The 26991-nt window shown below is 74.5% G+C and carries 22 protein-coding genes and 1 pseudogene; 13 read left to right on the forward strand and 10 right to left on the reverse strand.

The genetic code is table 11. From position 1 onward, the window contains the following. Positions 1–308: 308 nt before the first annotated feature. From ABT093_RS11185 to ABT093_RS11200, 4 genes are all read right to left on the reverse strand, one after another. Positions 309–1073 (reverse strand): ABC transporter permease, encoded by a 765-nt coding sequence (locus tag ABT093_RS11185; RefSeq protein ID WP_350562816.1) that lies wholly within the window; start codon positions 1071–1073, stop codon positions 309–311. Positions 1074–1103: 30 nt separating this feature from the next. Then, entirely contained in the window at positions 1104–2069 is a 966-nt protein-coding gene (locus tag ABT093_RS11190) for an ATP-binding cassette domain-containing protein (protein ID WP_350562818.1), read from the reverse strand. A gap of 115 nt (positions 2070–2184) precedes the next feature. Then, on the reverse strand, positions 2185–3417 hold the full coding sequence (locus tag ABT093_RS11195; protein WP_350562820.1) for a nucleotide disphospho-sugar-binding domain-containing protein: 1233 nt from the start codon (positions 3415–3417) through the stop codon (positions 2185–2187). Further along, on the reverse strand, positions 3414–3713 hold the full coding sequence (locus ABT093_RS11200; RefSeq protein ID WP_350562822.1) for a hypothetical protein: 300 nt from the start codon (positions 3711–3713) through the stop codon (positions 3414–3416). The genes ABT093_RS11195 and ABT093_RS11200 overlap by 4 nt, the downstream gene beginning before the upstream one ends. Positions 3714–3858: 145 nt before the next feature. On the opposite strand from ABT093_RS11200, the gene ABT093_RS11205 reads away from it, so the two are divergent. The 10 genes from ABT093_RS11205 to ABT093_RS11250 all read left to right on the forward strand — a co-directional run bounded on the left by ABT093_RS11205 (position 3859) and on the right by ABT093_RS11250 (position 11998). After that, positions 3859–4791, forward strand: coding sequence for a 3-oxoacyl-[acyl-carrier-protein] synthase III C-terminal domain-containing protein (locus ABT093_RS11205; RefSeq protein WP_350562824.1), 933 nt, complete (start codon positions 3859–3861; stop codon positions 4789–4791). An 84-nt stretch (positions 4792–4875) separates the two neighbouring features. Then, on the forward strand, positions 4876–5166 hold the full coding sequence (locus ABT093_RS11210) for an acyl carrier protein (RefSeq protein ID WP_350562826.1): 291 nt from the start codon (positions 4876–4878) through the stop codon (positions 5164–5166). A gap of 3 nt (positions 5167–5169) precedes the next feature. Continuing rightward, positions 5170–5982, forward strand: a complete 813-nt coding sequence (locus ABT093_RS11215) for a hypothetical protein (RefSeq protein WP_350562828.1) — start codon at positions 5170–5172, stop codon at positions 5980–5982. Then, positions 5979–6728 carry a 4'-phosphopantetheinyl transferase family protein gene (locus ABT093_RS11220; RefSeq protein ID WP_350562830.1) on the forward strand — a complete coding sequence of 250 codons (750 nt, stop codon included), beginning with the start codon at positions 5979–5981 and terminating at the stop codon, positions 6726–6728. The genes ABT093_RS11215 and ABT093_RS11220 overlap by 4 nt, the downstream gene beginning before the upstream one ends. A gap of 119 nt (positions 6729–6847) precedes the next feature. Then, on the forward strand, positions 6848–8563 hold the full coding sequence (locus tag ABT093_RS11225) for a condensation domain-containing protein (RefSeq protein WP_350562832.1): 1716 nt from the start codon (positions 6848–6850) through the stop codon (positions 8561–8563). Positions 8564–8610: 47 nt separating this feature from the next. Further along, positions 8611–9030: a hypothetical protein gene (locus tag ABT093_RS11230; RefSeq protein ID WP_350562834.1), complete on the forward strand. Its 420-nt coding sequence runs from the start codon at positions 8611–8613 to the stop codon at positions 9028–9030. Positions 9031–9104: 74 nt separating this feature from the next. After that, a complete protein-coding gene (locus tag ABT093_RS11235) occupies positions 9105–9392 on the forward strand; it encodes a hypothetical protein (RefSeq protein WP_350562836.1) in 288 nt (95 codons plus the stop codon). Between the two features lie 82 nt (positions 9393–9474). Beyond that, on the forward strand, positions 9475–10416 hold the full coding sequence (locus ABT093_RS11240) for a hypothetical protein (RefSeq protein WP_350562838.1): 942 nt from the start codon (positions 9475–9477) through the stop codon (positions 10414–10416). 23 nt (positions 10417–10439) lie between these two features. Beyond that, complete coding sequence (locus tag ABT093_RS11245) at positions 10440–11240, forward strand: SDR family NAD(P)-dependent oxidoreductase (protein ID WP_350562840.1); 801 nt, start codon at positions 10440–10442, stop codon at positions 11238–11240. 32 nt (positions 11241–11272) lie between these two features. Further along, positions 11273–11998: a polysaccharide deacetylase family protein gene (locus ABT093_RS11250; protein ID WP_350562842.1), complete on the forward strand. Its 726-nt coding sequence runs from the start codon at positions 11273–11275 to the stop codon at positions 11996–11998. A gap of 95 nt (positions 11999–12093) precedes the next feature. Here ABT093_RS11250 and ABT093_RS40940 read toward each other — a convergent pair. The 4 genes and pseudogenes from ABT093_RS40940 to ABT093_RS11265 form a co-directional block, all read right to left on the reverse strand. Further along, positions 12094–12259 (reverse strand): annotated as a pseudogene (locus ABT093_RS40940) (IS256 family transposase); the annotation flags it as partial. Between the two features lie 55 nt (positions 12260–12314). Beyond that, complete coding sequence (locus ABT093_RS11255; protein ID WP_350562844.1) at positions 12315–13400, reverse strand: MGDG synthase family glycosyltransferase; 1086 nt, start codon at positions 13398–13400, stop codon at positions 12315–12317. A gap of 19 nt (positions 13401–13419) precedes the next feature. Continuing rightward, the gene (locus tag ABT093_RS11260) at positions 13420–14364 is read right to left on the reverse strand and encodes an NAD-dependent epimerase/dehydratase family protein (RefSeq protein WP_350562846.1); all 945 of its coding nucleotides are present in this window, start codon (positions 14362–14364) and stop codon (positions 13420–13422) included. A 67-nt stretch (positions 14365–14431) separates the two neighbouring features. Next, entirely contained in the window at positions 14432–15556 is a 1125-nt protein-coding gene (locus ABT093_RS11265; protein ID WP_350562848.1) for a DegT/DnrJ/EryC1/StrS family aminotransferase, read from the reverse strand. A 503-nt stretch (positions 15557–16059) separates the two neighbouring features. Between ABT093_RS11265 and ABT093_RS11270 the strand changes: the two genes are divergently transcribed. From ABT093_RS11270 to ABT093_RS11280, 3 genes are all read left to right on the forward strand, one after another. Continuing rightward, a complete protein-coding gene (locus ABT093_RS11270) occupies positions 16060–18300 on the forward strand; it encodes an MMPL family transporter (RefSeq protein ID WP_350562850.1) in 2241 nt (746 codons plus the stop codon). A 239-nt stretch (positions 18301–18539) separates the two neighbouring features. Beyond that, complete coding sequence (locus tag ABT093_RS11275) at positions 18540–19733, forward strand: sensor histidine kinase (protein WP_350562852.1); 1194 nt, start codon at positions 18540–18542, stop codon at positions 19731–19733. After that, positions 19730–20413, forward strand: a complete 684-nt coding sequence (locus ABT093_RS11280) for a response regulator transcription factor (protein ID WP_350562854.1) — start codon at positions 19730–19732, stop codon at positions 20411–20413. The genes ABT093_RS11275 and ABT093_RS11280 overlap by 4 nt, the downstream gene beginning before the upstream one ends. Before the next feature lie 20 nt (positions 20414–20433). On the opposite strand, the gene ABT093_RS11285 is transcribed toward ABT093_RS11280, so the two are convergent. Together ABT093_RS11285 and ABT093_RS11290 are read right to left on the reverse strand one after the other, a co-directional pair. After that, complete coding sequence (locus ABT093_RS11285; protein WP_350562856.1) at positions 20434–20859, reverse strand: hypothetical protein; 426 nt, start codon at positions 20857–20859, stop codon at positions 20434–20436. A 111-nt stretch (positions 20860–20970) separates the two neighbouring features. Beyond that, entirely contained in the window at positions 20971–26913 is a 5943-nt protein-coding gene (locus tag ABT093_RS11290) for an RHS repeat domain-containing protein (protein ID WP_350562858.1), read from the reverse strand. Between the last annotated feature and the right edge of the window lie 78 nt (positions 26914–26991).

Below are 26991 nucleotides of genomic sequence, written 5' to 3' on the forward strand. Positions count from 1 at the left end.
GCGCGGGCCCGCGCCGGCGGCCGGGCCGCCCGCCCCGCGGGCGGGGCCCCCGGGCGGGCCCCCCCCCCCCCCCCCGGGGCGCCCCCCCCCCCCCGCCGCCCGGGCGCCGCCCCCCCCCCCCCGTCCGTACCGGCCGGTGGCGCCGCCGTCAGCGGCCGTCGGCCGCCTGCGGGGCCGCCCCGGCGGCCTTGACGGGCGGCTTGGCCGCGATGGCCCTGGCCGGGGGCCTGGCGGCCACCGCCTTCGCCGGCACGACGACCAACCTCTCACCGCGCCGCCCGCGGTGACGCCGCGTCGGCCGCCCGGGCTCAGCGCACCCGGGTCGAGAACAGCCGGGCCGACCAGTACACCGCCGCCGCCGTCATCAGCACGACCACCAGCAGGCCCTGCCAGACCACGCTGTCCCCGACGTGGCCCGAGAACAGCGCGCGCATGCCCTCCACCGCCCAGTAGAAGGGGTTCCACTTGGCCATCGACTGGAGCCACATCGGCGCCAGCGCCAGCGGCAGCAGCACCCCCGAGAGCAGCGCGATCGGCTGCGCGATGGTGTTCACCACCGGCGCCATCGCCTCGTCGGCCGGGAGCACCAGGGCGATCCCGTAGGAGATCGCCGAGGTCATCATCGCGAGCAGGCCCATCAGCAGGAAGGCCAGCAGCAGGTCCAGCGGGCCGACCCGCAGGCCGAACGGCAGCGCGATGATGGTGATGATCACCGCCTGGACGAGCAGCGCCACCGTCTCGCGCAGCGCCCGGCCGAGCAGCAGGGCGAGCCGGCTGACCGGGGTGACCCGGGCCCGCTCGATGATCCCGGCCCGCAGCTCGCCGAGCAGGCTGAAGCCGGTGTACAGGCCGCCGAAGATGCACAGCACGGCCAGCAGGCCGGGCACGTAGATCTGGTAGGCCTCGGCGTAGCTGTGCGCTCCCATCGGCTCCAGCACCCGCTTGAGCAGCGGTGCGAAGAGCAGCAGGTAGAAGATCGGCTGGATCACCCCGACGGCGATCCAGATCGGTGTCCGCCACATCAGCAGCAACTGGCGCTGGAAGACCAGCCAGGTGTCGTGGGCGAGCTTCATGGGCCCCTCCTCGGGGTTCCGGAGGTGCGGTCAGGACTGCCCGATGGAGCGGCCGGTGCGGGCCAGGAAGACGTCGTCCAGGCTGGGCCGCTGCAGCTGCACGGTGCCGGTGACGACGCCGGCTCCGTCCAGGGCGCGCAGCAGGCGCGGGATTGCGGCGGCGCCGTCGTCCAGGTAGAGCCGCACGCCGTCCTCGCCGCTCAGCTCCAGGCGGTGCAGGACCGGCGGACCGGGCTGCTCGCGCAGCGCCTTGGCGGCCCGTTCGGCCTCGCCAGCGCCGAGGCCGATGAGCACGACGTCGCCGGATATCTCGCGTTTGAGGGTCTCGGGCGTGCCCTCGGCGACGATGCCGCCGTGGTCGACGATGGAGACCCGGTCGCAGAGCGCGTCGGCCTCGTCGAGGTAGTGGGTGGTGACGATGACGGTCATGCCCTCGTCGCGCAGCCGCCGGATCTCGGACCAGACGTGGCCGCGGCTGGCCGGGTCGAGGCCGACCGTGGGCTCGTCGAGGAACAGCACCTTCGGCGAGTGGATGACGCCGAGCGCGATGTCGAGCCGGCGGCGCTGGCCGCCGGAGTAGGTGCGGCACGGCCGGTCGCCGAACTCGGTGAGTTCGAACGCCCCGAGCGCGTCCTCGGCGCGGCTCAGCGCCTCGGCCTTGCTCTTGCCGTGCATCCGCGCCTGCATCACGAGTTCCTCGCGGGCGGTGACGGTGTCGGTGGTGCCGCCGCCCTGGGCGACGTAGCCGATCCTGCGGCGCACCTCGGCCGGGTCGGCGAACAGGTCGGCGCCGGCGATCCGGGCCTCGCCGCCGTCGGGGCGGATCAGGGTCGCGAGCATCCGCAGGGTCGTCGTCTTCCCGGCGCCGTTGGGGCCGAGGAAGCCGAAGATCTCACCGGGCTCGACGTCCAGGTCGATGCCTCGGACGGCGTCCACGGGGGGCTGGCCGCGTTTCTTGGAAGGGTAGGACTTTCTCAGCCCCTTGGTCTCGATCAACCAGAACTCCCGTGCGGGGATGGGTTGCCGGGGCGCCGGGAAGGCGGCGCGCGGGGCACCTGGGAAGTGGTGCTGCGGGCCACCCTAGAGTCTGCGGCGCCCCGGAAACAATGGCCTAGACCAATGGATTGGCCGATGGGACGGCCGGGCGGGCACCCGCCGCGACCAGTGCCTCCACCCGGTCGGCGGCCGTCACGGCCCCGCCGCCGGCGAGCAGTCCGGCCCCGACCCGGGCCGCCGCCGCCCGGTATCCGGGCTCCTCCAGCACGCTGCGCAGCGCCGTGCCGAGGTGATCGGGCGTCACCCGGGCGAACGGCACCCGCAGCCCGGCCCCGGCGGCCGCGACCCGCGCGGCCACGAACGGCTGGTCGTGCCGGATCGGCGCCGTCACCAGCGGCAGCCCGTGCGCCAGCGCCTCGCCGACGGTGTTCATCCCGCCGTGGCACAGCACCGCGTCCAGCGCCCCGCGCCGCATCAGCTCCAGCACCGGCGCCCGGTCCACCGCCACCGCGTCCGCGGGCAGGCCGGAGGGCGCGGGCAGCAGCTCGCCCGGCGCCGCGAACACGGCCTGCACCTTGGGCCCGCACAGCTCCAGCGCCCGCGCCGCCCGGGCCAGGAAGTCGGCGCCCAGCTCGCCGGAGAGGGTGCCCATGGTGACCAGCACCCGCCGGCGGTCCGGCCGCAGCCGCTCCCAGGGGAAGGCCGGATCGGCGGGCCGGTCCGCCAGCACCGGCCCCACCGGGGCGTACCGCGCCGGCAGCGCCCCGGCCCCGGCCGGCTCCGCGTCGGCGGGCGGCGGACCGGTGAGCGCCGGACCGGTGAAGGCGAGCACCAGCGCGGGGGAGAACCGCGGGTCGGTGTACTCCTCCTCGGGCAGCCCGGCCCGCCGCCACAGGCCCCGCAGCAGGTCGGTCATCCACTGCTCCACCAGCGGCAGGGCCCGGAACGGCCGCCCCAGCTCCATCGCGCCCGGCGCCAGGGTGCCCCAGGGCAGCCGGTGCCGGTGCGCCACCAGCGCCCCGGCCGGCGTGTGCTGGTCCACCAGCAGCGCGTCCGGGCGGTACTCGCGCACCGCCGCGTCCAGCGCCTTCACGGTGAACCGCGCGTACGGGACGATGAACCCCTCCCAGAGCGAGCGGACGGCGGCCAGCCCGTGTCCGCCCTGCGCCCGGAACGCCCGGGTGCCGGTGCCGAAGACCCGCGCGTCCGGCCCGAGCAGCGGCCGCAGTGCCGTCTCGGTGCCGGTCCAGGCCACCTCGTGGCCGCGCGCGACCAGCTCCCGGGCCAGGCCCACGGTCGGGTTGACGTGGCCGGTCAGCGGCGGCACCACCATCAGGAAGCGGCTCATCGGGCGTCCTCCGCGGGCAGCAGCCGCTCGACGTCGGCGACGGTCAGCGCCTCCAGCGCGGCCAGGTCGAGCCCGGCCCGCAGCGCGGCCAGGTCCACCGAGGGGCCGAAGGCGTGGCGCAGGCCCTCGTGCAGCGCGGCGAGTTCGGTCTCGTCGAGCAGCAGGTCCCCGTCCAGCCGGGCCCGCGGGGTCACCCGCGCGGCCCAGCCGGGTGGGGCCTGCGCCACGTCGGCCAGCAGGGACACCAGCGCCGGACGGACCGGCGGCACGGCGACGGGAGGTTCACGATCGGTCATCTGGGACTCCACCGGCTCGACGACGCGGGGCGGGAGGGCGGCGGCACGAGACGTGCGCGTTCCGTGGGTGGGATGTGCGGTCGGTGTGCCGCAACCGCCCGAGATCACTTGTGCGGACCCGTCGGGCGTGGGAATACTAGCCCGCGTGACCGCACTGGAGGCAGTGGCCGTTCACCTCCCCCAACAGACCCTGCCCATTGAGGCAGTGGGCGAGCGCATCGGCCTGACCCCACGTCAACTCCGTCTCTTCCGCCGCTTCCACGGCCTGGACCAGCTGCGACTGGATCCGGACGGGAAGCTGCCCGACCTGCTCGAATCCGCCGTCGACGCCCTTCCGGAGCTGCGCGGACGCGAACGGCACGTCCGTTTCGTCGTCCACGCGCGCAGCATGCCGGTGGCGGTGCCCTACCCGCTCAACCCGCTGCACGACCTGCTCCACCGCTACGGCCTAGGCCACGCCCAGGCCTTCACCGTCACCCACCACGCCTGCGCGGTCGGCCTGCTGGCCGTCGACCTGGCCGGCCGCCTGCTCGCCGGAGAACCCGACCGGGAGGCGCTGGCCCTGGTGCTCGCCGGGGAGAAGACCTTCACCAAGGACGCCCAGGTGGTGCCGGAGACCGGCATCTTCGCCGAGGGCGCGGCCGCCTGCCTGGTCAGCGCCGACGGCGAGCGGGACCGCGTGCTGTCCTACGCGGTGCGCCAGCGCCCCGAGTTCGACGGCCGGCTGGCCGAGGACCCGGAGCTGCTCGCCCGCTACCAGCGGGAGTACCCGGCGGTGATGGTGGAGGCGATCGAGGCCGCCCTCCAGCAGGCCGGTCTGGACCTCTCCGACCTCGCGCTGCTGCTTCCGCACAACGTCAACCAGGCCTCCTGGCGGATGATCGCGCGCCGGATCGGCTTCCCGATCGGGAAGGTGGTGCTGGACAACGTGCCTGCGGTGGGGCACAGTTTCGCAGCGGACAGCCTCATCAACCTGCACACCGCCACCACGCGGGGGCTGCTCGGCCGCGGCGAGCGCTACCTGATCGCCGCCGCAGGCATCGGAGCGACCTTCTCCGCCATGGTCGTCGAGCACTGACGATCCGTCAGCCACTCCCTTCCGGGCGCCGGTTCCCCGGCGGCCCGCCCCCACTCCACCACGCACGACGGGACGGTCCCACCCATGTCCGACCAAGTGGTCCAGACCACCGACACCGAGCTGCGCGGCCGGGTCCTGCACAGCCTCGGCGAGCTGCTGCCGCGCGTCCTCAAGCGGGACCTCCCCGAGATCCCCGAGAACGCCTGCCTCTTCGACGACCTCGGCCTCACCTCGGCCGGCACCATCGAACTGATCCTGGAGGTCGAGGAGGCCCTCGACATCCAGGTCGACGTCGAGCAGATCACCGAGGACGACCTGCGCTCGGTCACCAGCCTGGCCGAGTACGTCGCCTCGCACGTCATCGCCGAGGACTGAGCGGTGCCCGTCGCGCCGGGCCTCACCCGGGTGCTGACGCGGTACACCGACGGCCGCTCCGAGCTCTCCCTCGATCCCGACCTGCGGGTCTTCGTCTCCGACCTGGTCCGCCCCTACGGCCTGCCGCTGCGCGAGGACCTGCTGGCCGAGGGTGCCGGACACGCCTACGAGGAGCTGGCCGCCGACCTGCTCACCGAGGCGCTCGGCCCGGACGAACCGGCGGACGTGCTCGTCCAGGCCTTCGACTCGCCCGACGTCCGGCCCGGCGCGCCCACCTCGCTCGCCCTCAGCCGCTCCTGCCCGGGCGCACCCCTCGCGCTCGCGCTCTGCGACCAGGGCACCGCCGGGGCGTTCGCCGCGCTGCGCGCCGCCACCGCGTACCAGCGCACCGGCGTCGCCCACCGCGCGGTCGTCGTCCTCGCCGAGCAGACCGCGCTGCACTACGAGGCGGCCGCGCCGGTCGCCCTGCCCGAGCGGCACTGCGCGGTCGTGCTGGTCTGCGAGCTGGTTCCGGGCGAGGAGCTGACCGTCCGCCAGGGCGGCGGGGCGGACGCCGGGTCCGCCGCCGAACAGGTGCGCCGGGAGGCGAAGGACCTGGGGGAGGGGGCCGCCGTGCTCCTCTCCGCCGCCCTGGAGGTGCCCGGTCTGGACGCCGTCCGCGTCCCCGCCGGCCAGCCGTTCACCGGGCTCTGGTCCGCGCTCGCCGCGCACCTGCCGGCCTGGCGGGCCGAACGGCGGCCGGTGCTGCTCGCCGACCTCGACCCGCGGCTCGGCGTGCTCTCCACCCTGACCCTGCGCGCCGGTCCGAAGCCGTGAGCAACGGCCGCGAGGCCGGGACCGGGGCTAGGGCGGGCGAGGGCGAGGAGGCCGCCGAGGGCGTCGACCGCATCGACGTCTGGCTGATCCCCACCGACCAGCCCGAGCCGGTGGTCCGCGCCCTGCGCGCACTGCTCGACCCGGCCGAACGGGCCCGCGCCGACGGGCCGGACCCGCGCTTCGGGCGGCGGTTCACCGTCGCCCACGGCGCCGTCCGGCTGCTCGCCGGCGCCCGGCTCGGCCGCGACCCGGCCCGGCTCACCTGGCGTCGCGGGCCGCACGGCAAGCCGGAGTTCGACGGGCTCGCCGTGAACCAGTCCGCCTCCGGCACGCTCGCCGCCGTCGCCCTCGCGCGGGGGCGGCCCGTCGGCGTCGACGTCGAGGAGGTCCGCGACGCCCGCAGCGCCCTGCGCCTGGCCCGGCGCTACTTTCCCGCGGCCGAGGCGGCCCTGGTCGCCGCCGACCCGGCGCCCGCCGAGCGCTTCACCGAGCTGTGGTGCCGCCGCGAGGCCTGTGTCAAGGCGTACGGCGGCCGGCTCGTCCAGGGCTTCGGCCTGCCGCTGGCCGGTCCGGCCCCGGTGCTGCTCGCCGACCCCGGCGCCCTCGGACCGGGCCCGTGCCGGGTCGACGACGTGCCCGCCCCCCGGCCGTTCCGTGCCGCCCTGGCGGCGGTCGGCGGCCGCCCGTTCGAGGCCCGCGTCCGCACCTGGACGATGCCCGATGGCCTTGCCATGTCAGATGGTTGACGAAGCGTCAGGTCCCTTTCGGCATCCCGGATTTCTGGTCTGGACCAGTGGCTCGACGCACTGCTAGCGTCCCGACCGCATCCCCGCCGCAAACAGTCGAGCCGAAGGGCACGGACGACGTGACGTACGACGTGGCAGAGCAGGACGGGCGGATCGCCGTCCGGTACGGCGGCGCGAGCAGCGGCTCCGGCCCGCTCACCCTCGGCCAGGACAACATGATCCGCTGCATCCGGCGCGACCGGCCCGAACAGATCAACCAGGCGTCCGCCTGGCCGGTCCCCGACGGCACCACCCAGGCCCACGCCCTGGACGCGCTGCGCGCCCTGGTGGAACGCCACGAGTCGCTGCGCACCGCCTTCCCGCCCGGCGCCGCCGACGGCTTCCCCGAGCGCCAGGAGGTGCTCCCCGAAGGCGAGTTCACCGTCACCGTGATCCCCGCCGGGGGCCGGACGGACGCCGAACTCGACGCCCTGGCCGAGGAGGTCGGGCGCGCCGACGTCGCCCTGCCGATCGACCTGGCCACCGCCCCGCGGCTGCGCTTCACCTTCCTGACCGATGGACGGCTGCTGCGCCGCCTGGTCGTGACGGCCTGCCACGCGGGCGTCGACGGCGCCGCCGTCACCCTGCTCATCCAGGACTGGCTGGCCCTCGCCACCGGCCGGCCGCTGCCGCCCATCACCTCCCGCACCCCGCTCCAGGTGGCCGCCCACGAACAGAGCACCCAGGGCCGGCGCAAGACCGCGGCCGCCCTCAAGCACTGGGAGGCGATCCTCACCACCGGCCCCTCGACCGTCTTCGCCACCGACGCCCTCACCGGACCGCCGGACGGACTCGCCGCGGTGCTGGTCCGCTCGCGCACCGCCGCCGCCGACCTCGCGGCGGTCTGTCGCCGCACCACGGCCAGCCCCTCGGTCGTCCTGCTCGCCGTCTTCGCCGCCCTCACCGCGCACCGCGCCGACCGCGCCGACCTGGTGATCTCGGCGCTGTCCGCCAACCGCCAGCGCGCGGTGCTCGCCGACCACGTCGGCACCCTCGCCCAGGACGCGCTGATCGCCCTCGACACCGCGGCCGGCGACCTCGACGAGCTGATCGGCCGGACCAAGTCCGCCTCCTTCACCGGCTACTGGCACAGCACCCTGAACGCCGACAAGGTCTGGCGGCTCATCGAGGACGTCGCCGAGCGGCGCGGCGCCCGCTTCGCCCGCCAGGTCGTCGTCAACGACCTCAGCCTCGCCGTCCCCGAGGCGATGTCCGACGCCCGCCCCGCGCCCACCGCCGACCCCGAGCTGCGGTGGCTGCCCGACCAGCCGGTGCCGGTGCGGCTGATGCTCAACCTCCTGCGCACCACCGGCAGCCTGGAGTTCGCGCTGCTCGCCTGCCCCCAGGTGCTCGACCGCGCCGACACCGAGCGCTTCGCCCGCGCCGTGCCCGCCGTCCTGGCGGCCGCCGCCGACCGGCCCCTGCCGCTCGCCGGGATCGGCGCCCTCAGCGGGCTGCGCCCGGTCACCCGCAGGGGCGACTGGCACCGCGTCGGCGCCGACTGGATCGACCTCGACGCCGTCCGCGCCCTGCTCACCGACGCCCTCGGCCCCGCCGCCGCGGCCGTCGACCTCATCCGCACCGAGGGCGCCCTCGCCGCCCGCGTCGCCACCCCCGACTCCGGCCTCACCCCCGCCGCGGCCCACCGCGCGGTCATCGCCGCCCTCCGGGGCCGCGAGACCGCCATGGCCCCGCACCACTACACCCTCCACCTCCACCCGGGCGACACCCCGGGCGTCCCGCTCCCCCTTCCCGCCCTCCCCGTCCTCGCCGAGGGCTCCGGCAGGGTCGGCTGACCGCGATTGGGTACGCTCCCTCCGGGGAGAGCCGGGGGGAGCGGGGCATGCACGTCCGGGACGTGGTGAAGGCGACGATCGTGGCCGAGATCGGGACCGCGTTGATCGTCGGCCTGGTCGCCCTGGTGGCGTGGCTGGTGCTGGGGGACCACGACCGGGTCGAGGACATTCCCTGGGTGGTCTGTGCCATGGGCGCCGGTGGAGTCGCCGCCGACTACTTCCGCAAGGGCCCGCCGAACCGCCGCCGCGGGGTGCAGGCCGGCGCGGCCGTGCTCCTCGTGCTGACGGTCGCCGCCATGGCGGCGACCGACCAGTGGCTGCCGGGCGAGCGCGGGGGCGGTATGAGCGCCGCGGTCGTCCTGATGATCGCGCTCCCCGTGGCCAACGGCGTCTTCGCCGCCGTCGCCGGCCCTCCGCCCGCGCGCCGACCCGCCGCCTCCCGCCCGCCCCGTGGTGACCGAGGGTGACCGCAGTTGCCGGGAGCGTCCGCGGGCGGAAGCCTGGACGTACGGGGGCGTTCACGATTGCGGGGTGATCGATCATGGTCAGGTTCACGCCGAAGTACCAGGAGGAGGAGCACGAGGTCGAGATCTGGGACGTCGAGTTCACCGAGGAGGACTGGGCCGAGTTCCACAAGGGGCCGCGAGCGTTCCTGGAGCGCATCAGCAAGGCCGACGGGCAGGAGGTCAACCGCCTCCTCGTCGACGCGCGGCTGCTGGAGGTCGCCCCTGACGGCAGCATCTGCCACGGGCACATCACCAGGATCCACATCAAGTCCGGACCGGAGCGCTCGACGAACGCCTACAGCTGCTCCGGGCTCTGGGAGTAGCCCCCGCTGCGGGACGGCCGCACCCGGCCGACACTGGGGGTGACCCCCGGCTTCCGGGGGCGCCCCCGATGCCGGGAGGGCCATGCTGCTCGGACTCACCACCGCCCTGGTCGCCACCGTCTGCTTCGGCTTCGGCTCGGTGTTCCAGGCGGGCGGCGCGCGCGAGGCCCCGCACGCCGACCGGGTGCGGGTCGGCCTGCTGGCGGCGCTGCTGCGCTCCTGGCGGTTCCTGCTCGGCACCGGCCTGGACATCGCCGGCTTCGCACTGAGCATCGTGGCCCTGCGCACCCTGCCGCTTTTCCTGGTCCAGGCCGTCACCAACGCCAGCCTCGCCGTCACCGCGCTCGCCGCCGCCCGCCTGCTCGGCGCCCGGCTGCACCGCACCGACCTGCTCGGCATCGGTGCCGTGGTGCTCGGCCTCACCCTGCTGGCGTTCGGCTCCGGCGAGGCGGGCCGCGACCACGCGCCGCCCGCGTTCCACTGGGCGCTGCTGGCCGCGACCGTGCTGATGCTGCTGCTCACCCTCCTGCTCGCCCGCCGCACCGGCACCGCGGCGGCCGTCGGCCTCGGTCTGCTGGCGGGCGTCGGCTTCGGCGTCACCAGCCTCGCCGTCCGGGTCTTCGACTTCGCACGCCCGCTCGACGTGTTCACCGATCCGGCGGCCTACGGACTGGCCCTCGGCGGCCTCGGCGGCTACCTCGCGTACGCGCTCGCCCTGCAGCGCGGCACGGTGACGGCCGCGACCGCCGCCGGCACGGTCTCGGAGACCTTCGGCCCGGCGCTGGTCGGGGTGCTCGCGCTCGGCGACGCCGCCCGCCCCGGCTACGCCTGGTGCGCACTGGCCGGCTTCGCGGTGGCGGTCGGCGGCACCTTCGTGCTCTCCCGCTTCGGCGAGGTGGAGGCCGAACTGGGCCCCGTGGCCGGCGCCGCCGGGGTCCACCCACCGCCCCGGTCCGGCCCCACCCCGCTCGCTCGAACGGCCTTGCCGTGCGAAGGTGACTTGCCGGACAAATCGGACGGCTAGGCGCGGACAGAGCGGCAGGTGCCATGACGACGGACGACGACCATCCGCCCTCCCGCCGGGCCCGGCGGCGCCCCGCCGAGGACCCGCCGGTCGCCCTGGTGACCGGTGCCTCCTCGGGCATCGGCGCGGCCACCGCCGACACGCTCGCCTCGGCCGGCTGGCGGCTGCTGCTCTCCGGCACCGACCAGTCCCGGCTCGACGCGGTCGCCGCCCGCACCGGCGGCCGCCCGCTGCCCGCCGACCTCGCCAAGCCCGACGGCGCCCAGCGGCTCGCCGAGGCCGCCCTCGCGGCGGCCGGCCGGGTGGACGCGCTGATCGCCGGCGCCGGTCTCGGCTGGCGCGGCCCCTTCGTCCGGACCCCCGCCGACACCCTGGACCGGATGCTGGAGGTCAACCTCGCCGCCCCGCTGCGGCTCACCCGCCTGCTCCTGCCGGGCATGCTGGAGCGCCGCCGGGGCCGGATCGTCCTGCTCGGCTCGATGGCCGGCCAGGTCGGCGTCCGCGACGAGGCCGCCTACGCGGCGACCAAGGCCGGACTGACGATGTTCGCCGAGAGCCTCTGGTACGAGCTGCGCGGCACCGGCGTCGGCGTCCGGCTGATCCTGCCGGGCGCGGTCCGAACCCCGTTCTTCGCCACCCGCGGCACCGACTACCAGCGCGAACGCCCCCGTCCCGTCTCCGCGCAGGAGGTGGCCGCCATCGTCCACGGCGTGCTCACCACCGACCGCGACCGGGTCTTCGTCCCGCACTGGCTGGGCTACCCGGCCCGCCTCCACGGCGCCGCGCCGGGCCTGTTCCGGCGGATGGCGTCCCGCTTCGGGTGAGGGCAGGCCCGCTCCTCGGCACCGTGGCCGCCGTGGAACTGCTCCACCTCGCCCCGGCCGCCGTCCGCCTGCCGCCCGTCCGCCGTCACCTCGCCCGCCGCACCGCGGGCTACGGCGACCCGGGGCATGTCGCGCTCACCTTCGACGACGGACCCGACCCGCGCGGCACCCCGCCGATCCTGGACGCCCTCGACGCGCTGGGCGTCCGGGCCACCTTCTTCCTGCTCGGCAGCATGCTCGAACGCGCCCCGGACCTCGGCCGCGAACTGGTCGCCCGGGGCCACGAGGTGGCCGTCCACGGCTGGCACCACCGCCGCCAGTACCGTCCGGCCCCCACCCGTGACCTGCGCGAACTCCACCGCACCACCGAAGCCGTCACCGCCCTCACCGGCACCCGCCCGCTCTGGTACCGGCCCCCCTACGGCGTCCTCACCGCCGGCCTCGCCCTGGCCGCCCACCGCCTCCGCCTGCGCCCCGTCCTGTGGACCACCTGGGGCCGCGACTGGCTCCCCACCGCCACCGGCCCCTCCGTCTACGCCGCCGCCCGCCCCACCCTCACCGGCGGCGCCACCCTCCTCCTCCACGACTCCGACTGCACCTCGGCCCCCGACTCCTGGCGCGCCACCCTCGCCGCCCTCCCCCTCATCGCCACCCACTGCCACACCCACAACCTCACCCTCGGCCCCCTCCGCGACCACGGCATCCCCCAAGCACCCCCGCACGGGACCGAGCACCTGAGGAAACCGACGCACCCATAGACCGCAGAACCATCCCCGCCGAGCGCGGGGCCGAGACGTCGCTGGCCGTCGTAGACAGCACGGGCGTGTCAGTGACTTCGTGTAAGCCGTAGGGGCTATCGAATGCTGAGCCGGTCCTCGAAGAACAGTGAGAACTGGTTCAGTGCCTCCTTCCAGTGTGCGGCGACGTGGTTGACGTCGCGTGCTTTCGGGTTGATCTGTTCTCGGACCGCGAGGTAGAGCACCTTCAGCGCGGCCTGCTCGGAGGGGAAGTGGATGGTTGGCCAGGGTTGCCTGCCACGTCACCGGGTGTACGCGGATCGGGGCGATGACGGTCTCAGGCCAGGCCGACGCTCTCCAGGGCCGTCGTGAAGCCGGTGCGCCAGCCTTCCGGGGTGGCGCTGGGGGAGGGGGTGGGGGCGGGGCGGGTGAGGGCGGCGAGGGCGGAGCGGACGACTTCGGCGGGGCGGGCGGAGACGACGTCGGCGTGGCCGAGTTCGAGTTCGTGCTGGAGGTTGTCGCGGCCGTGGCCCTGGACGACGTCCAGGAGCAGCAGGCGGCGGCCGAGGGCGCGGGCCTCGCTGCAGGTGTCGCCGGAGCTGGTCACGACCAGGTCCGCGGCGGCCATCAGGGCGGGGACCCGGTCGGTCCAGCCGTAGGGGTGGAGTCGTGGCCGACGGGTGGCGGCACGTCGGAGGCGGTGTTCCAGTTCGGCGTTGCTGCCCGCCACCGCGAGGACATGCGGGCCGGCGTCGGCGAGTTCGGCGGCGGTCCGGGCGAGCGGGCCGAGGCCCCAGGCACCGGACATCAGCAGCACGCACCGCGCGTCCGCCGGCACACCCAGCTCCGCCCGCGCCTCGGCGCGCGGGGGCGGGCGGTAGAAAGGGGCACGCAGTGGTGCCGGGAGGACGGCCACCGGCGCGTCCGGCCGGTACCGCCGTACGCCGCACGCGGCGACCTCCGAGGTGACCAGGAACAGGTCGGTCTCCTCCTGCACCCAGAGCCGGTGCGGCGTGACGTCCGTGCACAGGACCAGGTGCCGAAAGGGCCGGGACGTGCCCCGCAGGCGGTTGACGGCCGACGTGGCCGTGGCGAACACCGACACCACCAGCTCCGGCCGCTGCCGCACGATCAGCGCCCGCAGCGCCGGCACCAGCCGCCGCCGCGCCGCCGCGTCGGCGAGCAGCGCGATCCGCGCGCCGGGGCGCAGCGCCGAGAAGTGGAAGGCGTCGTAGACGCCGGGCAGGCCGATCAACCGCCGGAACACCGCCTCCCCGGCGGTGCCGGCGCGCTGCCCGAGCAGGGCCATCGCGTCGACCGTGCCGGTCGTCCAGCCGAGGTCCTCCAGGGAGTCCGCGCAGGCCCGGGCCATCACGTCGTGGCCCTGGCCGAGCGAGCCGGAGACCAGCAGCGCGTGCGGCACGGTCGCGCCCCCTCCCGGCTCAGGCGCCCGGCCGGGGGGCGGCCTCCGCCCGGTACCAGTCCGCGTACCGCCGCACGCCCTCGGCGAAGTGGGTCCGCGGCGACCAGCCCAGCAGCCGCTTGGCCTGTGCGGCGGAGATCCGGCGCCCGGCGTAGTCGGCGGTGCGCGCCTCGATGTGCTCGATGGTGACCGGCCCGAGCAGTTCGTCGACGGTGTCGGCGATGTCCCGCACGGAGACGGCGGTGGAGCCCTCCAGGGCGAAGGTCTGGTCCTCGGCGCTGGGGGAGAGGGCCCGCACGTGGGCGTCGGCGAGGTCCTCGACGTAGACGAAGTTGCGGCTCTGCCGGCCGTCGCCCGCGATGGTGATCGGGCGTCCGGCGAGCGCGGCCTGCACGAAGCGGGCGACCACCAGCTCGTCGCGCATCCGCGGCCCGTACGGGATGCCGTACCGCAGGATGGTGAAGTGCCGTCCGTACAGCTGGCGGTAGCTGTGCACGAGCATCTCCGCGGCCAGTTTGGTGGCGACGTACAGGTGCCCGCTGTGCTCCAGCTCGATCGGCACGTGCTCGTCCAGCTCCTGCTCCTCGCCGTCCAGCGAGGCCTCGGTGAGGGCGGCGCCGTACACCCAGACCGTGCTGGCCAGCACGGTACGGCTGAGGTCGTTGCGGCGGGCCGCCTCCAGGACGGTCTCGGTGCCGTCGATGTTGGCCCGCACGGCGCCGACCGGGTCGGCGGCGACCCGTTCGACGTCGGCCTGCGCGGCCAGGTGGAAGACCACCTCGCAACCGTCCAGGGCGCCGGTGAGCGCCGGCAGGTCGAGGATGTCGATCCGGGCGTGGTCGGCGTCGGGGTTGAGGTACTTGTCGGTGGTGTCCACCGCGAGCACCTCGTGCCCGGCGGCGAGCAGCCGGTCGACGACGTGTGAGCCGATGAATCCGCATCCCCCGGTGACCGCTATCCGCACGGTGTCCTCTCCTTCGTCGACGTCGGGTTCTGCCGGCGGGGCGCCGGTGTCCGGTGGCCGCGGGGCGTCACCCCGCGAGCCGGCGGTGGACGGTGGACACCGCCTCGATCACCCGGTCGGTCTCGTCTTCCGTCATGTCGGAGTGGACCGGTAGGCAGATCTGCCGGGCGCAGACGTCCTCGGCGACCGGCAGGGCGCCGCGCCGGTAGGGGGCGAGCACCGGCTGGAGGTGCAGCGGCAGGTCGTAGACCTCGCCGGGGAGCCGCACGTCGTACTCCTCGGCGACCGCCCGCTTGAAAGCGGCCCGGTCCACCCCGCGCGGCAGCAGGGCGACGTACTTGTAGTAGTTGCCGCGGCAGCCGGCCGGCTCGGTGACCGGCTCCAGTCCGTCCAGCGCGCCGAGCGCGGCGTCGTAGCGCTGGGCGACCCGGCGCCTGGTCTCCACGAACTCCTTGAGCCGGCGCAGGTGAACGGTGCCGATGGCGGCGTTCGGCTCGCTCATCCGCCAGGACGCGCCGAGCCGCACGTGGTGGTTGGTGCTGAACGACCCCTTGCCCTGGTCGCGGTAGATGCGGGCCTCGTCGCGCAGTTCGGCGGACCCGGTGAGGATCATGCCGCCCTCGCCGCTGGTGGTGACCTTGGTCGGGTAGAAGGAGAACGCTCCCGCCACGCCGAAGCCGCCGGCCGCCCGCCCCCGGTAGCTGCTGCCGTGGGCGTGCGCGGCGTCCTCGACCAGCGGGACGCCCCGGGCGTCGCAGAGCGCGCGCAGCGCGTCCACCGCGGGGGTGATCAGTCCGCCGATGTGGACCAGCACGACGGCGGCGGTCTCGGGGGTGAGCGCGGCCTCCAGGGTGTCGGGGCCGAGCGCCAGGGTGGCCGGGTCGACGTCGGCGATCACCGGCCGGCCGCCGGCGTGCAGCACGGCGCCGGCGGTCGCGTAGAAGGTGACGGCGGGCACGACGACGTCGCGGCCGCGGACGTCGAGGGAACGCAGGACGATCTCCAGCGCGGCGGTGCCGCTGGCGACGGCGACCGCGTGCGGGGCGCCGTGCTCAGCGGCGAAGGACTGCTCGAACCGCTCGGTCCAGGGACCGAGGGTGAGCGCACCGGTGGCGAGCATCTCGCTCACCGCCTCCGCGACGGTCGCGCGGTCGTTCTCGTCGAACACGATGCGGGCGGCGGGAACGCCCATGGGCCACCTCCGGCTACGGGACGCGCTGTGGACGGGCTGCGTCCCCGGGGGGCGCGAACCACCGGGAACCGTGGTGAACCGTCGGGGGCCATCGGGAACCCGGCAGGGACCACGGGGACGCATCGGTACGGACCGGGACGAATCACCCGGGCCAGGCACATCACGCTACTTCGCCCGCCGGGACGCGGCCCGTCCGCACCTCCGCCCGGGTGACGCGCCGCCGCCGGCGGGCCGGCCGCGAGCGCCCCCGAGCCCCCGGGCCGTGATCGGGGCGGGCCCTCGGCCCCAGGTCGGAGCGCGGCGCCCGGTCTCCGACCCGAGGAGTACTCCGTCCGGGGCCGCGCTGCTGCGTCCGCACTACCCCGGAATGCCTGCACAGAGCCGACGCCGGGGAGACCCCCGCCGACGCAGGATTGGTCATGCTCCGGGCGCCCCGGCCCTCCGGCCGAACGCGCCGCCCGGCCATCCGTTCCTGCCCGCCATCCGAAGGAGTCCGCTCTCCCGTGGCCACTTTCCTCTACCGCCTGGGCCGATGGTCCTTCCTCAGGCGCCGGCTCGTGACCCTGCTCTGGGTCGCCGTGCTGGCCGCCGTCGGGGTGCTGGCCGCCAAGGCGCCGGCCGCCCCGGACGACGGCTTCGCCATGCCCGGTACCGAGGCGCAGAAGGCCTTCGACCTCATGGACGAGCGCTTCCCCGGCGCCATGTCCGACGGTGCCTCGGCCCGGCTGGTCTTCGTCGCCCCGTCCGGCCAGAAGATCACCGCCACCGAGCACCAGCAGGCGGTCGAGAAGACGGTCGCCGAGCTCGCGCACAGCGATCAGGTGGTCGGCGCGACCAGCCCGTTCAAGGCCGGCGCGGTCTCCCAGGACGGCACCACCGCCTACGCGACGGTCAACTACAGCGTCAAGCCGGGCAAGGTCAGCGAGACCGCCACCGAGACGCTGAAGGACTCCGCCCAGCACGCCCGCGACGCCGGTCTCACCGTGGACATCGGCGGCACCGCGCTGATGGAGATGGGCGAGGCGGGCGGTTCCGCCGAGGCGATCGGCATGGCGATATCCGCCGTCGTGCTGGTGATCACCTTCGGCTCGCTGCTGGCCGCCGGACTCCCGCTGCTCACCGCCCTGATCGGCGTCGGCCTCGGCATCGGGCTGATCACCGCGCTCGGCAGCACCCTGGGCCTGTCCACCACCACCAGCACCCTCGCGATGATGCTCGGCCTCGCCGTCGGCATCGACTACGCGCTGTTCATCGTCTCCCGCTACCGCGCCGAGCTCCTCGACGGCCACGAGCCGAAGGAGGCCGCCGGGCGGGCCGTCGGCACCGCCGGCTCGGCCGTGGTGTTCGCCGGACTCACCGTGATCATCGCGCTGGCCGGCCTCTCGGTGGTGGGGATCCCGATCCTCGCCAAGATGGGCATGGCCGCGGCCGGCACCGTGGTGATCGCGGTCGTGGTCGCGCTCACCTTCGTCCCCGCGCTGCTCGGCTTCCTCGGCCGCAGGGCGCTGTCCCGCAAGGACCGCAAGGCGAGCAAGGGCGGCCACGCCGCCGGCGCGGCCGGTGGCGACCGCCCCAACGGCGGCACCCGCTGGGCCCGCTTCGTGCTGCGCCGCCCGGTCGCCGTGCTGGTCCTCGGCGTGGTCGGCCTCGGCGTCCTCGCCCTGCCGGCCCTGGACCTGCGGCTCGGCCTGCCCGGCGACGAGGCCAAGCCCACCTCCACCACGCAGCGCCGCGCCTACGACCACCTCTCCGAGGGCTTCGGCCCCGGCTTCAACGGCCCGCTGACCGTGCTGGTCGACGCCAAGGGCGCGGCCGACCCCAAGGCCGCCGCCCAGAAGGTCGGCGACACCGTGAAGGCGCTGCCCGGCGTGGTCGCCGTCTCGCCCGCGGTCTTCAACCAGGCCGGGGACACCGCGATGGTCACCGCCATGCCGGCCACCGGCCCGAGCGACGCCGCGACCACCGACCTGGTCCACGCCATCCGCGACAAGGCCGACGGCCTGAAGTCCGAAACCGGCGCGACGGTCCTGGTCAGCGGCGCGACGGCGATGAACATCGACGTCTCGCAGAAGCTCAACGACGCCCTGCTGCCCTACCTCGCGGTCGTCGTCGGCCTCGCGGTGCTGCTGCTCCTGGTGGTCTTCCGCTCGATCCTCGTGCCGATCAAGGCCGCCGTCGGCTTCCTGCTCTCGGTGGTCGCCGCGCTCGGCGCCGTCGTCGCGGTCTTCCAGTGGGGCTGGCTCGCCGAGCTGATCGGCGTCGAGCAGACCGGCCCGGTGATGAGCATGATGCCGATCTTCATGATCGGTGTGGTCTTCGGCCTGGCCATGGACTACGAGGTGTTCCTGGTCACCCGGATCCGGGAGGCCTTCGTGCACGGCGAGGAGCCCGGCGAGGCCGTGGTCACCGGCTTCCGGTACAACGCCCGGGTGGTCACCGCCGCCGCGCTCATCATGATCAGCGTCTTCGCCGGCTTCATCGGCATGAGCGAGCCGATGATCAAGATGATGGGTCTCGGCCTGGCCGCCGCCGTCGCCTTCGACGCCTTCGTGGTCCGCATGGCGATCGTCCCGGCCGTGCTCGTCCTGCTCGGCCGCCGCGCCTGGTGGCTGCCGGCCAAGCTGGAGAAGATCATCCCCGACGTCGACGTCGAGGGCGCCAAGCTCCAGACCGCCGCCCCGGCCCCGGTCACCGGGGCCGACGGCCCCGAGGCCGAGTCCCCCCGCCACTCGGTCGGCGTCTGACCCACCCGCCCCTGCCGCGGTTCCCGCCCCACGGGACCGCGGCAGGGGCACGCTCGACCCGTCGGTGCGCCGACCGGTCAAAATGGTACGAACCACATCCGTACTACCGTTCAAGGAGCAGGTATGTACTGCATCTGCCGTATGTCCCGCTCCGTGCAGTACCTCCCCACCCCCCTCGCCGGATCGTCCGGGCCCGGCCGAGGGGCCCGCCAGGGCAGCCCCGGACGGGAGAAGCGAGCATGACCGACACCTGGCTGCGCCGCGTACGCCGCCGCCATCCCCGCCTGCTCGACGCACTGCTCGTGTTCGCCGTGTTCGTGGTCACCGCCGGGACGACCACCATCGACCGCCTCGGCAACCGCATCGAGCCGAACCCGGCCGCGCTGGCCCTGGCCGTCGTCTCCAGCGCCGTGCTCCTGGCCCACCGCAGTCGGCCCCACCTCGTCTTCGGGGTCACCCTCGTCTGCAGCCTGGCCCTGTGCTTCGTCGCCACCCAGCTCAACGCCGGCCTGGTCGCCCCGCTGCTCGCCGCCCTCTACCTCCTCGCGGTGCGCACCGACCGCACCACCGCGCGCGCCGCCACCGCCGTCGCGGCCGTGATGGTGACCGCCGCCACGATCATCAACGAGCCCGACACCTCCTTCAGCGTCAAGGTCGGCGTCGTCGCCTGGGTCCTGCTGCCCGGCGCCTTCGGCGACTCCGTCCGCAGCCGCCGCGCCCACCTCGCCGCCATCGAGGAACGCGCCGAACGCGCCGAGCGCACCCGCGAGGAGGAGGCCCGCCGCCGGGTCGCCGACGAACGCATCCGGATCGCCCGCGACCTGCACGACGTCGTCGCCCACCACATCGCCCTCGCCAACGCCCAGGCCGGCATCGCCGTCCACCTGCTCGACCGCCACCCCGCCCAGGCCCGCGAGATGCTCAGCCACCTCACCGCCGCCACCGGCTCCGCGCTGCGCGAGCTCAAGGCCACCGTCGGCCTGCTGCGCCGCGCCGACGACCCGCAGGCCCCGCTCGAACCGGCCCCCGGCCTCGACCGGCTGCCCGACCTCATCGGCGCCTTCGAACGGGCCGGCCTGCCCGTGCGCCTCTCGGTCGAGGGCGAGCCGCAGCCGCTCTCCCCGGGCGTGGACCTCACGGCGTACCGGATCCTCCAGGAGTCCCTGACCAACGTGGCCAAGCACGCGGCCGGTACCGCCGCCGACGTCACCCTGACGTACTCCGGCAGCCGCGTCCTGCTCAGCGTCGCCAACGACCGCCCGGCCGCCGTCGTCGCCGTGCCCGCCGCCGGAGGAGGCTTCGGCCTGATCGGCATGCGCGAGCGCGCCTCCGCCGTCGGCGGGCGGCTCACCGCCGACCGCCGGCCCGGCGGCGGCTTCCTGGTCTCCGCCGAACTGCCCCTGCGCACCGCCGCCCGAGAGGAACACCCGTGACCATCCGAGTACTGCTGGCCGACGACCAGGCGCTGCTGCGCGGGGCCTTCCGCGTCCTCATCGACGCCGAGGACGACATGGAGGTGGTCGGCGAGGCCGCCGACGGCCGCGAGGCCGTTGAGTTGGCCAAGGCCACCCGCCCGGACGTGGTGCTCATGGACATCCGGATGCCCGGCGTCGACGGGCTCTCCGCGACCGCCGCCATCTGCGGCGACCCCGAGCTCGCCGGCACCCGGGTGCTGATCCTCACCACCTTCGAGATCGACGAGTACGTCGCCCAGGCCCTGCGCGCCGGCGCCGGCGGCTTCCTCGGCAAGGACGCCGAACCGACCGAACTGCTCGCCGCCCTGCGCCGCGTCGCCGCCGGGGACCCCCTGCTGTCGGCCGCCGCCACCCGCGCCGTCATCGATCAGCTGCTCGCCCACCCCGAACCGGACCGGGGCCCCGCCGCCGCCCCCGAACGCCTCGCCGCCCTGACCGCCCGCGAGCGCGAGGTGATGGCGATGGCGGCCACCGGCCTCGGCAACGAGGAGATCGCCGCCCGGATGTTCGTCAGCCCCTTCACCATCCGCACCCACATCCACCGGGCGATGGCCAAGCTCGACGCCCGCGACCGCGCCCAACTCGTCGCCCTCGCCTACCAGACCGGCCTCGTCCCGGCCCCGCGCCCCACGACGTAGGACCCGGTGCCGGCCGTGCCTCAGCGGCGGGCGCCGCGCACGGCCCAGAGGAAGCCGCCCGCGACGACGGCCGCGGTGGCCGCCGCACAGGCCGCGACGCCCGGGTGGAGGAAGGCCCGCCGATCGTCGAGGGCGACGCCGATGACGGCGTACTGCCCGGCGCAGGCGAGGACCGCGCCGGTCAGCGGCGCCGTCCAGGGGCTCAGGGCGGCACGGTCGGGAAGGACGGCCAGCAGGGCGGCCGTCACCAGGGCGATGGCGGTGGCGAAGGCGGCGCCCACCGGGATGCCGAGCACGACGGTGCCGACGTCGTAGCCGATGACGGCGGCCACGGCGCCCCAGCCGCCTCCGCCGACCAGGCCCGCGGCGATCAGCCGTCCCCAGATCCGCAGCCGCCAGACGGTGTCCGTCGGAGCGTCCTGGCGCGGCGCGAGGGAAGCGGTCATCTGTGAAGTCTCCGGGATCTCATGGGTGTGGGGATGCCCGCCGGGTCGCCGTGCGGCGTTCCCGGCGGGCATCGCCGTCGAACGGGTGTCGTCCGCCGTGGTGGCGGAATGCTATTCCAGGTCGCTCTTGCGGCCGAAGGCGCCGGAGGCGAGGTACTCGCGGGCGCCGCGCTTGATGAGCAGGACGGTCAGGGCCTGGTTGCCGTTGGCCTCGCGGGCCGCGCGTTCACCGAGCGCCTGGCCGAACTCGTTGTTCAGCAGGTCGATCCGGTGGTCGCTCTCCTCCTCCGCCGGGTAGTAGGCCTCGTGGGCGGCCGCCCACCTGTCCGCCTTCTCCCGCCCGAGCCGCGCGGTGAGGCTGGCCTGCCACAGCACGTGGCGGTAGGCGTTCGCCCGCTCCCCGCTCAGGGCGTGCTCCTCCTCAAGGGTCTGTTCGATCGCCCACGCGCTCTCGACCTTGTAGATGCGGCACTCGGCCTTGTTCTCCTCGCAGACCGCGTCCTCCGCCTCGCTGAGGGTGAAGTCGGTCGAGCGGTCCAGTTCCTTGCGCTGCTGCTCCGTGACCGCCGGGTACCGGGCCTTCTTCCGGTCCTGCTCGGCGAGGTGGTTGGACCGCGCCCTGCGCTCGTCCTTCGACAGCCCGCCGTTCGCGTTGCTGCGCGGGGTCGGAGCCGGCGGGGAGCAGTCGTGGGTGGCGCAGTACTCGGGGGCGGGGGTGCCGCCCTCGTTGCGGGTGATGTTGAGGTAGTTGCTGCCGTATCCGGTGGGCCGGGTGCCCCTGTTGTCGCAGGTGTACTGGCCGGAGTAGCACTCGGGCAGTGCCTCGCCGGACGGGTCGCTGGTGGCCAGGGGGTTGTTGTTGGCGTAGGTGTAGGCGCCCATCTCCTGGGAGGCGGTGGTGTCCATCTTCGGGTCGACGCTGATGAACCGGCCCGTGTTGGCGTCGTACTCGCGGGCGCCGAGGTGGGTCAGGCCGGTGTCGCCGTCCCGGGTGCCGCCGAGGAAGCCCCGGTCGCCGGTCCAGCCGGAGCCGGGGGCGGTGCCGCGTTCGGCGCCGAAAAGGGTCGTCCTGCGCCGGGTGACGGCCTGGGTGGCCGCGTCGACGTGGACGGTCGCGGTGCCGTGCCGGTCGGAGAGGACGAAGGCCAGCTTGCCCGCGGTGCGCACGGCGGCGGTGGTGCCGCCGTGGGTGTAGTAGCGGGTGCCGACCGGCGTGGTGGCGCCGGGCGCGAGCTTCAGCTCGTTGCCGCCGGGCAGGTAGAGCGTGGTGCCGGTGGAGTCCTTGCGGACCAGGCGGTTGCCGTCGGCGTCGTAGACGTACGTGTTGTCCGTCCCGGTGCCGGTGAGCTTGGCCAGGCGGCCCTGCTGGTCCCACTCCAGGGTCTGGGCGGGGGCGGAGCCGATCGTGCGGCCGGTGGTGTTGCCGGTGGCGTCGTAGGAGTAGGTCTCCTTCACCGTGCCGCCGGGGCCGCTCTGGGTGACCTCGGCGAGGGCGTTGGGCTTGCCCGGGACCGGGGTGTAGGTGCGCACGGTGTCCGCCGCGCCGCCGGTGCCGTGGCGGGTCTCGCTCCTGCGGTTGCCGACGCCGTCGTAGCCGAAGCTGGTCCAGTAGGCGTCGGGGCCGCCGACCGTGCTCGCCGAGGGTGCGGCGGCGCAGTTGTCGGTCGCGGTCCAGGCCTCGGTGATCCGGCGCAGCGCGTCGGTGATGACGCACTGGGTGTCGGTGACGGCGGCGGTGTCCTGGCCGGAGCGGGTCGAGGTGCTGGTGACGTTGCCGACCGCGTCGTAGGTGTAGCGGGTGTCGTCGACGCGCTGCGGGGCCGTCTCGCGGTCGGTCACGGCGCGCAGCAGGCTGCCGGTGTGCTCGTCGTACTCGTAGGAGGCCCACAGGTGCGAGCCGAACGCGCCGTACTCGTCCCGCAGGATGCGGCCGTAGTGGTCGTACGTGCCGGCCGAGACGATCGGGTCGGCGCCGGCGTACGTGGTGGCGGGCAGTCCGGTGGTCGGGGTGTAGGAGGTGGTGACGCGTTCCTGCGGCAGTCCGCCGATCGCGGGCTGCTGGGTCCACATCGGCTGGCCGGTGTTGGCGTTGTAGGACGTCGTCCACTTGTAGGTGTCGGCGAGCGCGCCCGCGGCGGCCGGGACGGTCAGCTGGGTGTTGACCGGCTGGTACAGGCTGTTGTACGTGGTCACCGCCGAGACGTAGGCGGCGCCGTCCACGTAGCGGGTGCTGGTGGCGGGCTTGCCCTTGGCGTTGGCGACGGTGTCGTACGTCCACTCGGCCAGCGTGGTGGCGCCCTGCTTGACGGCGGTGGTGCGGCCGAGCGCGTCGTAGTCGGTGTGCAGCACGATGCCGCGGCCGTCCTTGACGTCGGTGACACGGCCGCCGGCGTCGACGGTCAGCTCGGAGGTCCCCTTGTCCGGGTCCTCGACCTTGACCTGCCGGCCGCGGGCGTCGTAGGTGTAGCGCCACTCGTTGCCGGCCGGGTCGTTCATCCGGACGACGTTGCCGCGGCTGTCGTACTGGTAGGTCACCGACTGGCCCGCGGTGCGCGCCTCGTCGGTGTACTCCTTCATCTCGACCACGTTGCCGCGCGCGTCCGCCCAGCTCGTCTTGGCCGTGCCGCCCTCGGGCGGAACGACGGTGACGGCGTCGCCGTGATAGGTGGTCGTGGTGCGCTTGGTCTCGTCGCCGAACCGCTTGCCGATGACGGCGGTCGCGCGCGCCGCGCCGTCGTACAGGGTGTCGGTGGAGGCGGGGTACTTCAGCTCCTGGCCGGTCACCAGGACGCCCTCGGCGGCGCCGTCGGCGTAGTACGAGCCGGAGTCGCGCCAGGCCAGGCCGCGGCTGTCGTAGAACTGCTCGGTGACCAGGCGCCCCGAGCGGTCCGGCGAGGTGCGCTGGGTCTGACGCGAGCGCAGCAGGCCGTCGAAGAAGGAGTAGGAGGTCTCGTAGGTGGAGTCGTGCCGCAGGGTGCGCGTGGTCACCACGATCGGGCCGTTGTTGCGCACCTGGTAGTCGAAGCCGTAGTTCGGCGAGTCCGGGTAGGTGGCGGCCGAGCGGGTGGGCAGCCACACCTTGGTGATCCGGCCGAGCGCGTCGAACTGGCTGGTGGTGACCTTGTTGTTGGCGTCGGAGATCGTCAGCGCCTGGCCCCGCAGCGGCTCGTAGCCGGTGGTGGTCGTGTGGCCGAGCGGGTTGGTGACCACGGAGGAGACCGCGACCTCCCCGGTGGCCGGGGTGTAGGCGGTCGTGGTGGTCCTGCCGTAGGCGTCGGTGGCCGTCAGCGGGCGGCCGTAGCCGTCGTGGCCGGTGCGCGAGAGCGTGTCGTAGCCGGTACCGGCCCCGTTGACCGCCCGGGTCTCGGTGACCAGGCCCTTGGTGGGCGCGGCGCCGACGGCGGTGGTGTCGTCGTAGAGGGTCTGGGTGTCGGAGACGATGTCCGCCGGCCGGTTGACCGGGGAGCCGCAGGCCGCGCCGACGACCTCCACCCGGCTCGGGCTGCTCAGGATCCACGCGCCGGTGTTGCGGGCGTACTCGGTGGTGGTGCACCGCTCGTCACCGCTCCTGGACTCGTCGCCGAGCTCGCTGAGGGAGGTGACGAGGCCGTAGCCGTCGAAGGTGCGCGACAGCGAGGTGCGGCGCTCCCCGCCGGTGACCGCGGTGCGGGTCTGCTCCTTCTGGACGCCGGTGAGGTGGGCGCCGAGCGCCGGCAGTCCGGCGCGGGCGCGGGTGGCGGTGGCGGTGGAGCTCCACGGCGTGTAGGAGGTCGCCGACACCAGGGCGCCACCGTCCCCGTTGTAGACCGCCCGCTCGCGCAGCTGGCCCGCGAACTCGGGGCGGTCCGTGACGGTCTCGCCGGCCGAGTTCCCGACCTGCGCCCCGTCGAGGCCGCGGAAGTAGCGGGTCTCGGTCAGGGTGCGGGCGTCGTAGCCGGCGCCGGTGCGGGTCTGGACCCGCCCGTAGCCCCGGCCGACCGAGAAGGTGCGCTCGTCGGCCTTGGTGAGCTCGTCCTCGTTCATCGCCCAGGCGGCGCCGTCGAGGTAGGCGTACTCGGTGACCTTGTCCGGGGTCTCGGCGAGGTTGTCGCCCTCGACGACCTTCTCGACGACGTAGCTGTTGAACCAGTCGTCCTTGACGGTGCTGCCCTCGCGGCGCTTGACCGGGTAGCAGCGGCTGGTGTTGGCGGCGCTGACGGGCGGGAGGCTCGTCACCGAGCAGCCGGGGGCCGAGTAGTAGGCGCCGATGGTGCCGCCGGTCTCGGTGGTGATCTGGGACAGCCGCAGCCGGACGAACGGGGCCAGGCCGTCACCGGTCCTGTCGACGCGGTTGGCCAGCTGCTCGCCGGCGAAGGTGACCGGGGGCAGTTCCAGCTTGCCGTTGGTCCAGCCGGTGCGGGTGATGGCGGACAGCCACATCGGGGTGGAGATGCCGTCACCGGAGGGCGGGAAGCTCTGCGTCAGGCTCCAGCTGTCGACGTTCTTGTGCGTGCCGCCGGTCAGGGCCCTGGTGGTGACGGTGACCAGTCGCTTGCGGGACCAGAAGGTCGGCGAGGCGTTGGTCCTGCAGTCCGCGCCGTCGGCGCAGTACAGGTCGAACGGGACGTCCGGCCAGTTCTTGGCGTTGGTGTCGTCGAAGGTGCCGCAGGTGGCCAGGCACCGCTCGTCGACGTCGAACTTGACGACGCCGGTCGGCTTCGCGCTGTACACGGTGTCCGAGCGCAGGCCGTACTCGACGCGGTCGAGCCAGCCGCCGCGCACGTACGGCGTCGTGGTGCCCTTGCCGGTGGTGGTGCTCCAGTTGCGGGCGTAGTTGTTGGACTCGGTGTTCCAGTAGTACGCCATCGCGTTGCCGCGCGGGTCGACCACGTAGTCCAGCTGCCAGCGCCAGGCCTGCTGGCACCAGGCGCCGGCGAACGAGGAGTTGTAGCACGGCTCGCCGGACTGGTTGCCGAACACCGGCACCGTCCACGCCGACTTCGTCTCGGCCGAGCCGGACTGGTGGCCGGGCAGGCGGTTCAGGCCGAAGAAGTACTGGGTGCCGTCGGTGGTGGTGATCTTCCAGTGCTCGCCGTCGTTGTCACCGTTGGCGGCGCCGGTCAGCTTCTCGACCTTCTCGCCCGAGTCGCTCGCCGGGTGCCAGCCCTTGCCGGCCTCGTGGACCAGCTCGGTGTGCTTGCCGCCGAGGGAGAGCACGGCGTTGTCGTTGTACCAGCACAGGTCGCCGACCTTGGCGGTGTTGGTCCCGCCGGACTGGTCGTCGTCGCACGGCTTGTAGCGCCGCTCGATGAAGCCGGGTTCGTAGGACCAGCCGTCACCCAGCCAGCCGGCCTGGTTGTTGGAGGCGCTGCTGCGGCCGTCCACGGCCTGCGAGGAGTAGCCGAGCGAGACGGCGGGCCGCAGACCGCCGGGCACCGCGGGCACCGACAGGGGGTAGGACCAGGTGAACGCGCCGGTGGAGCCCCCGCCCGACCAGGAGTCGGACGCCTGGAGCGAGGTCGCCTTGTAGTCGCCGGTGGGTCCGGCGGCGTCGGCGAGCGCCGCGAGGACCGTCGCCCCGGCGGCCGGGGCGGACGCGGCGGTGAGCGAGAAGCCCTTCGCCTCCGCCGGCCGCGCGGGCGCGTCCAGGCTCGCCGAAACGGCGGACCTGGCGGGCTCGTTCACCGACTCCAGCGGCACCGCCGTACGGCACTCCGGGCGGTCCGGGGTGGTCAGGACGCAGTCGGGAAGCCGGACCAGACGCAGCCGTGACGCCCAGTCACCGCCGTAGGCCTTCGCGAAGGCCGAGTAGTCGAGCGTGACCTTGACCTTGCCGTCCTGCGGTGTCCGGTCGGCGGACGTGAGCGAGAACAGCACGCCGTCTATTCCGGCGGCACGGGTCTGCTGCCGGTCGGCGACGGTGACCCCGATGCCCTCGGGCTGCTCCGAGGAAGGTGCCTTCGTCAGCGAATTAACGTGCTTTTCAAGCGACTTGGCCGATCCGGCCGACGGTGAAGTTTCGACGGAAATGGCGCCCGGGCCGGGCCATACCGCGTCGACGGCCTTTTCCGTCACGGTCGATGCCAGGCCGGGTCGCTTCTGCCCGCCGATCGGCACCGTCTTCACCGGTACCGGCCGGGTCTGCTGGAGGGC

The sequence above is a fragment of the Kitasatospora sp. NPDC002551 genome (genome assembly GCF_040296005.1).
GTDB lineage: Bacteria > Actinomycetota > Actinomycetes > Streptomycetales > Streptomycetaceae > Kitasatospora.

Excerpts from the sequence above, each read along its gene's own strand:
- ABT093_RS11185 (WP_350562816.1), bottom strand. The coding sequence starts at position 1,073 with ATGAAGCTCGCCCACGACACCTGGCTGGTCTTCCAGCGCCAGTTGCTG.
- ABT093_RS11195 (WP_350562820.1), bottom strand. The coding sequence starts at position 3,417 with ATGAGCCGCTTCCTGATGGTGGTGCCGCCGCTGACCGGCCACGTCAAC.
- ABT093_RS11200 (WP_350562822.1), bottom strand. The coding sequence starts at position 3,713 with ATGACCGATCGTGAACCTCCCGTCGCCGTGCCGCCGGTCCGTCCGGCG.
- ABT093_RS11210 (WP_350562826.1), top strand. The coding sequence starts at position 4,876 with ATGTCCGACCAAGTGGTCCAGACCACCGACACCGAGCTGCGCGGCCGG.
- ABT093_RS11230 (WP_350562834.1), top strand. The coding sequence starts at position 8,611 with ATGCACGTCCGGGACGTGGTGAAGGCGACGATCGTGGCCGAGATCGGG.
- ABT093_RS11235 (WP_350562836.1), top strand. The coding sequence starts at position 9,105 with ATGGTCAGGTTCACGCCGAAGTACCAGGAGGAGGAGCACGAGGTCGAG.
- ABT093_RS11240 (WP_350562838.1), top strand. The coding sequence starts at position 9,475 with ATGCTGCTCGGACTCACCACCGCCCTGGTCGCCACCGTCTGCTTCGGC.
- ABT093_RS11245 (WP_350562840.1), top strand. The coding sequence starts at position 10,440 with ATGACGACGGACGACGACCATCCGCCCTCCCGCCGGGCCCGGCGGCGC.
- ABT093_RS11265 (WP_350562848.1), bottom strand. The coding sequence starts at position 15,556 with ATGGGCGTTCCCGCCGCCCGCATCGTGTTCGACGAGAACGACCGCGCG.
- ABT093_RS11275 (WP_350562852.1), top strand. The coding sequence starts at position 18,540 with ATGACCGACACCTGGCTGCGCCGCGTACGCCGCCGCCATCCCCGCCTG.
- ABT093_RS11285 (WP_350562856.1), bottom strand. The coding sequence starts at position 20,859 with ATGACCGCTTCCCTCGCGCCGCGCCAGGACGCTCCGACGGACACCGTC.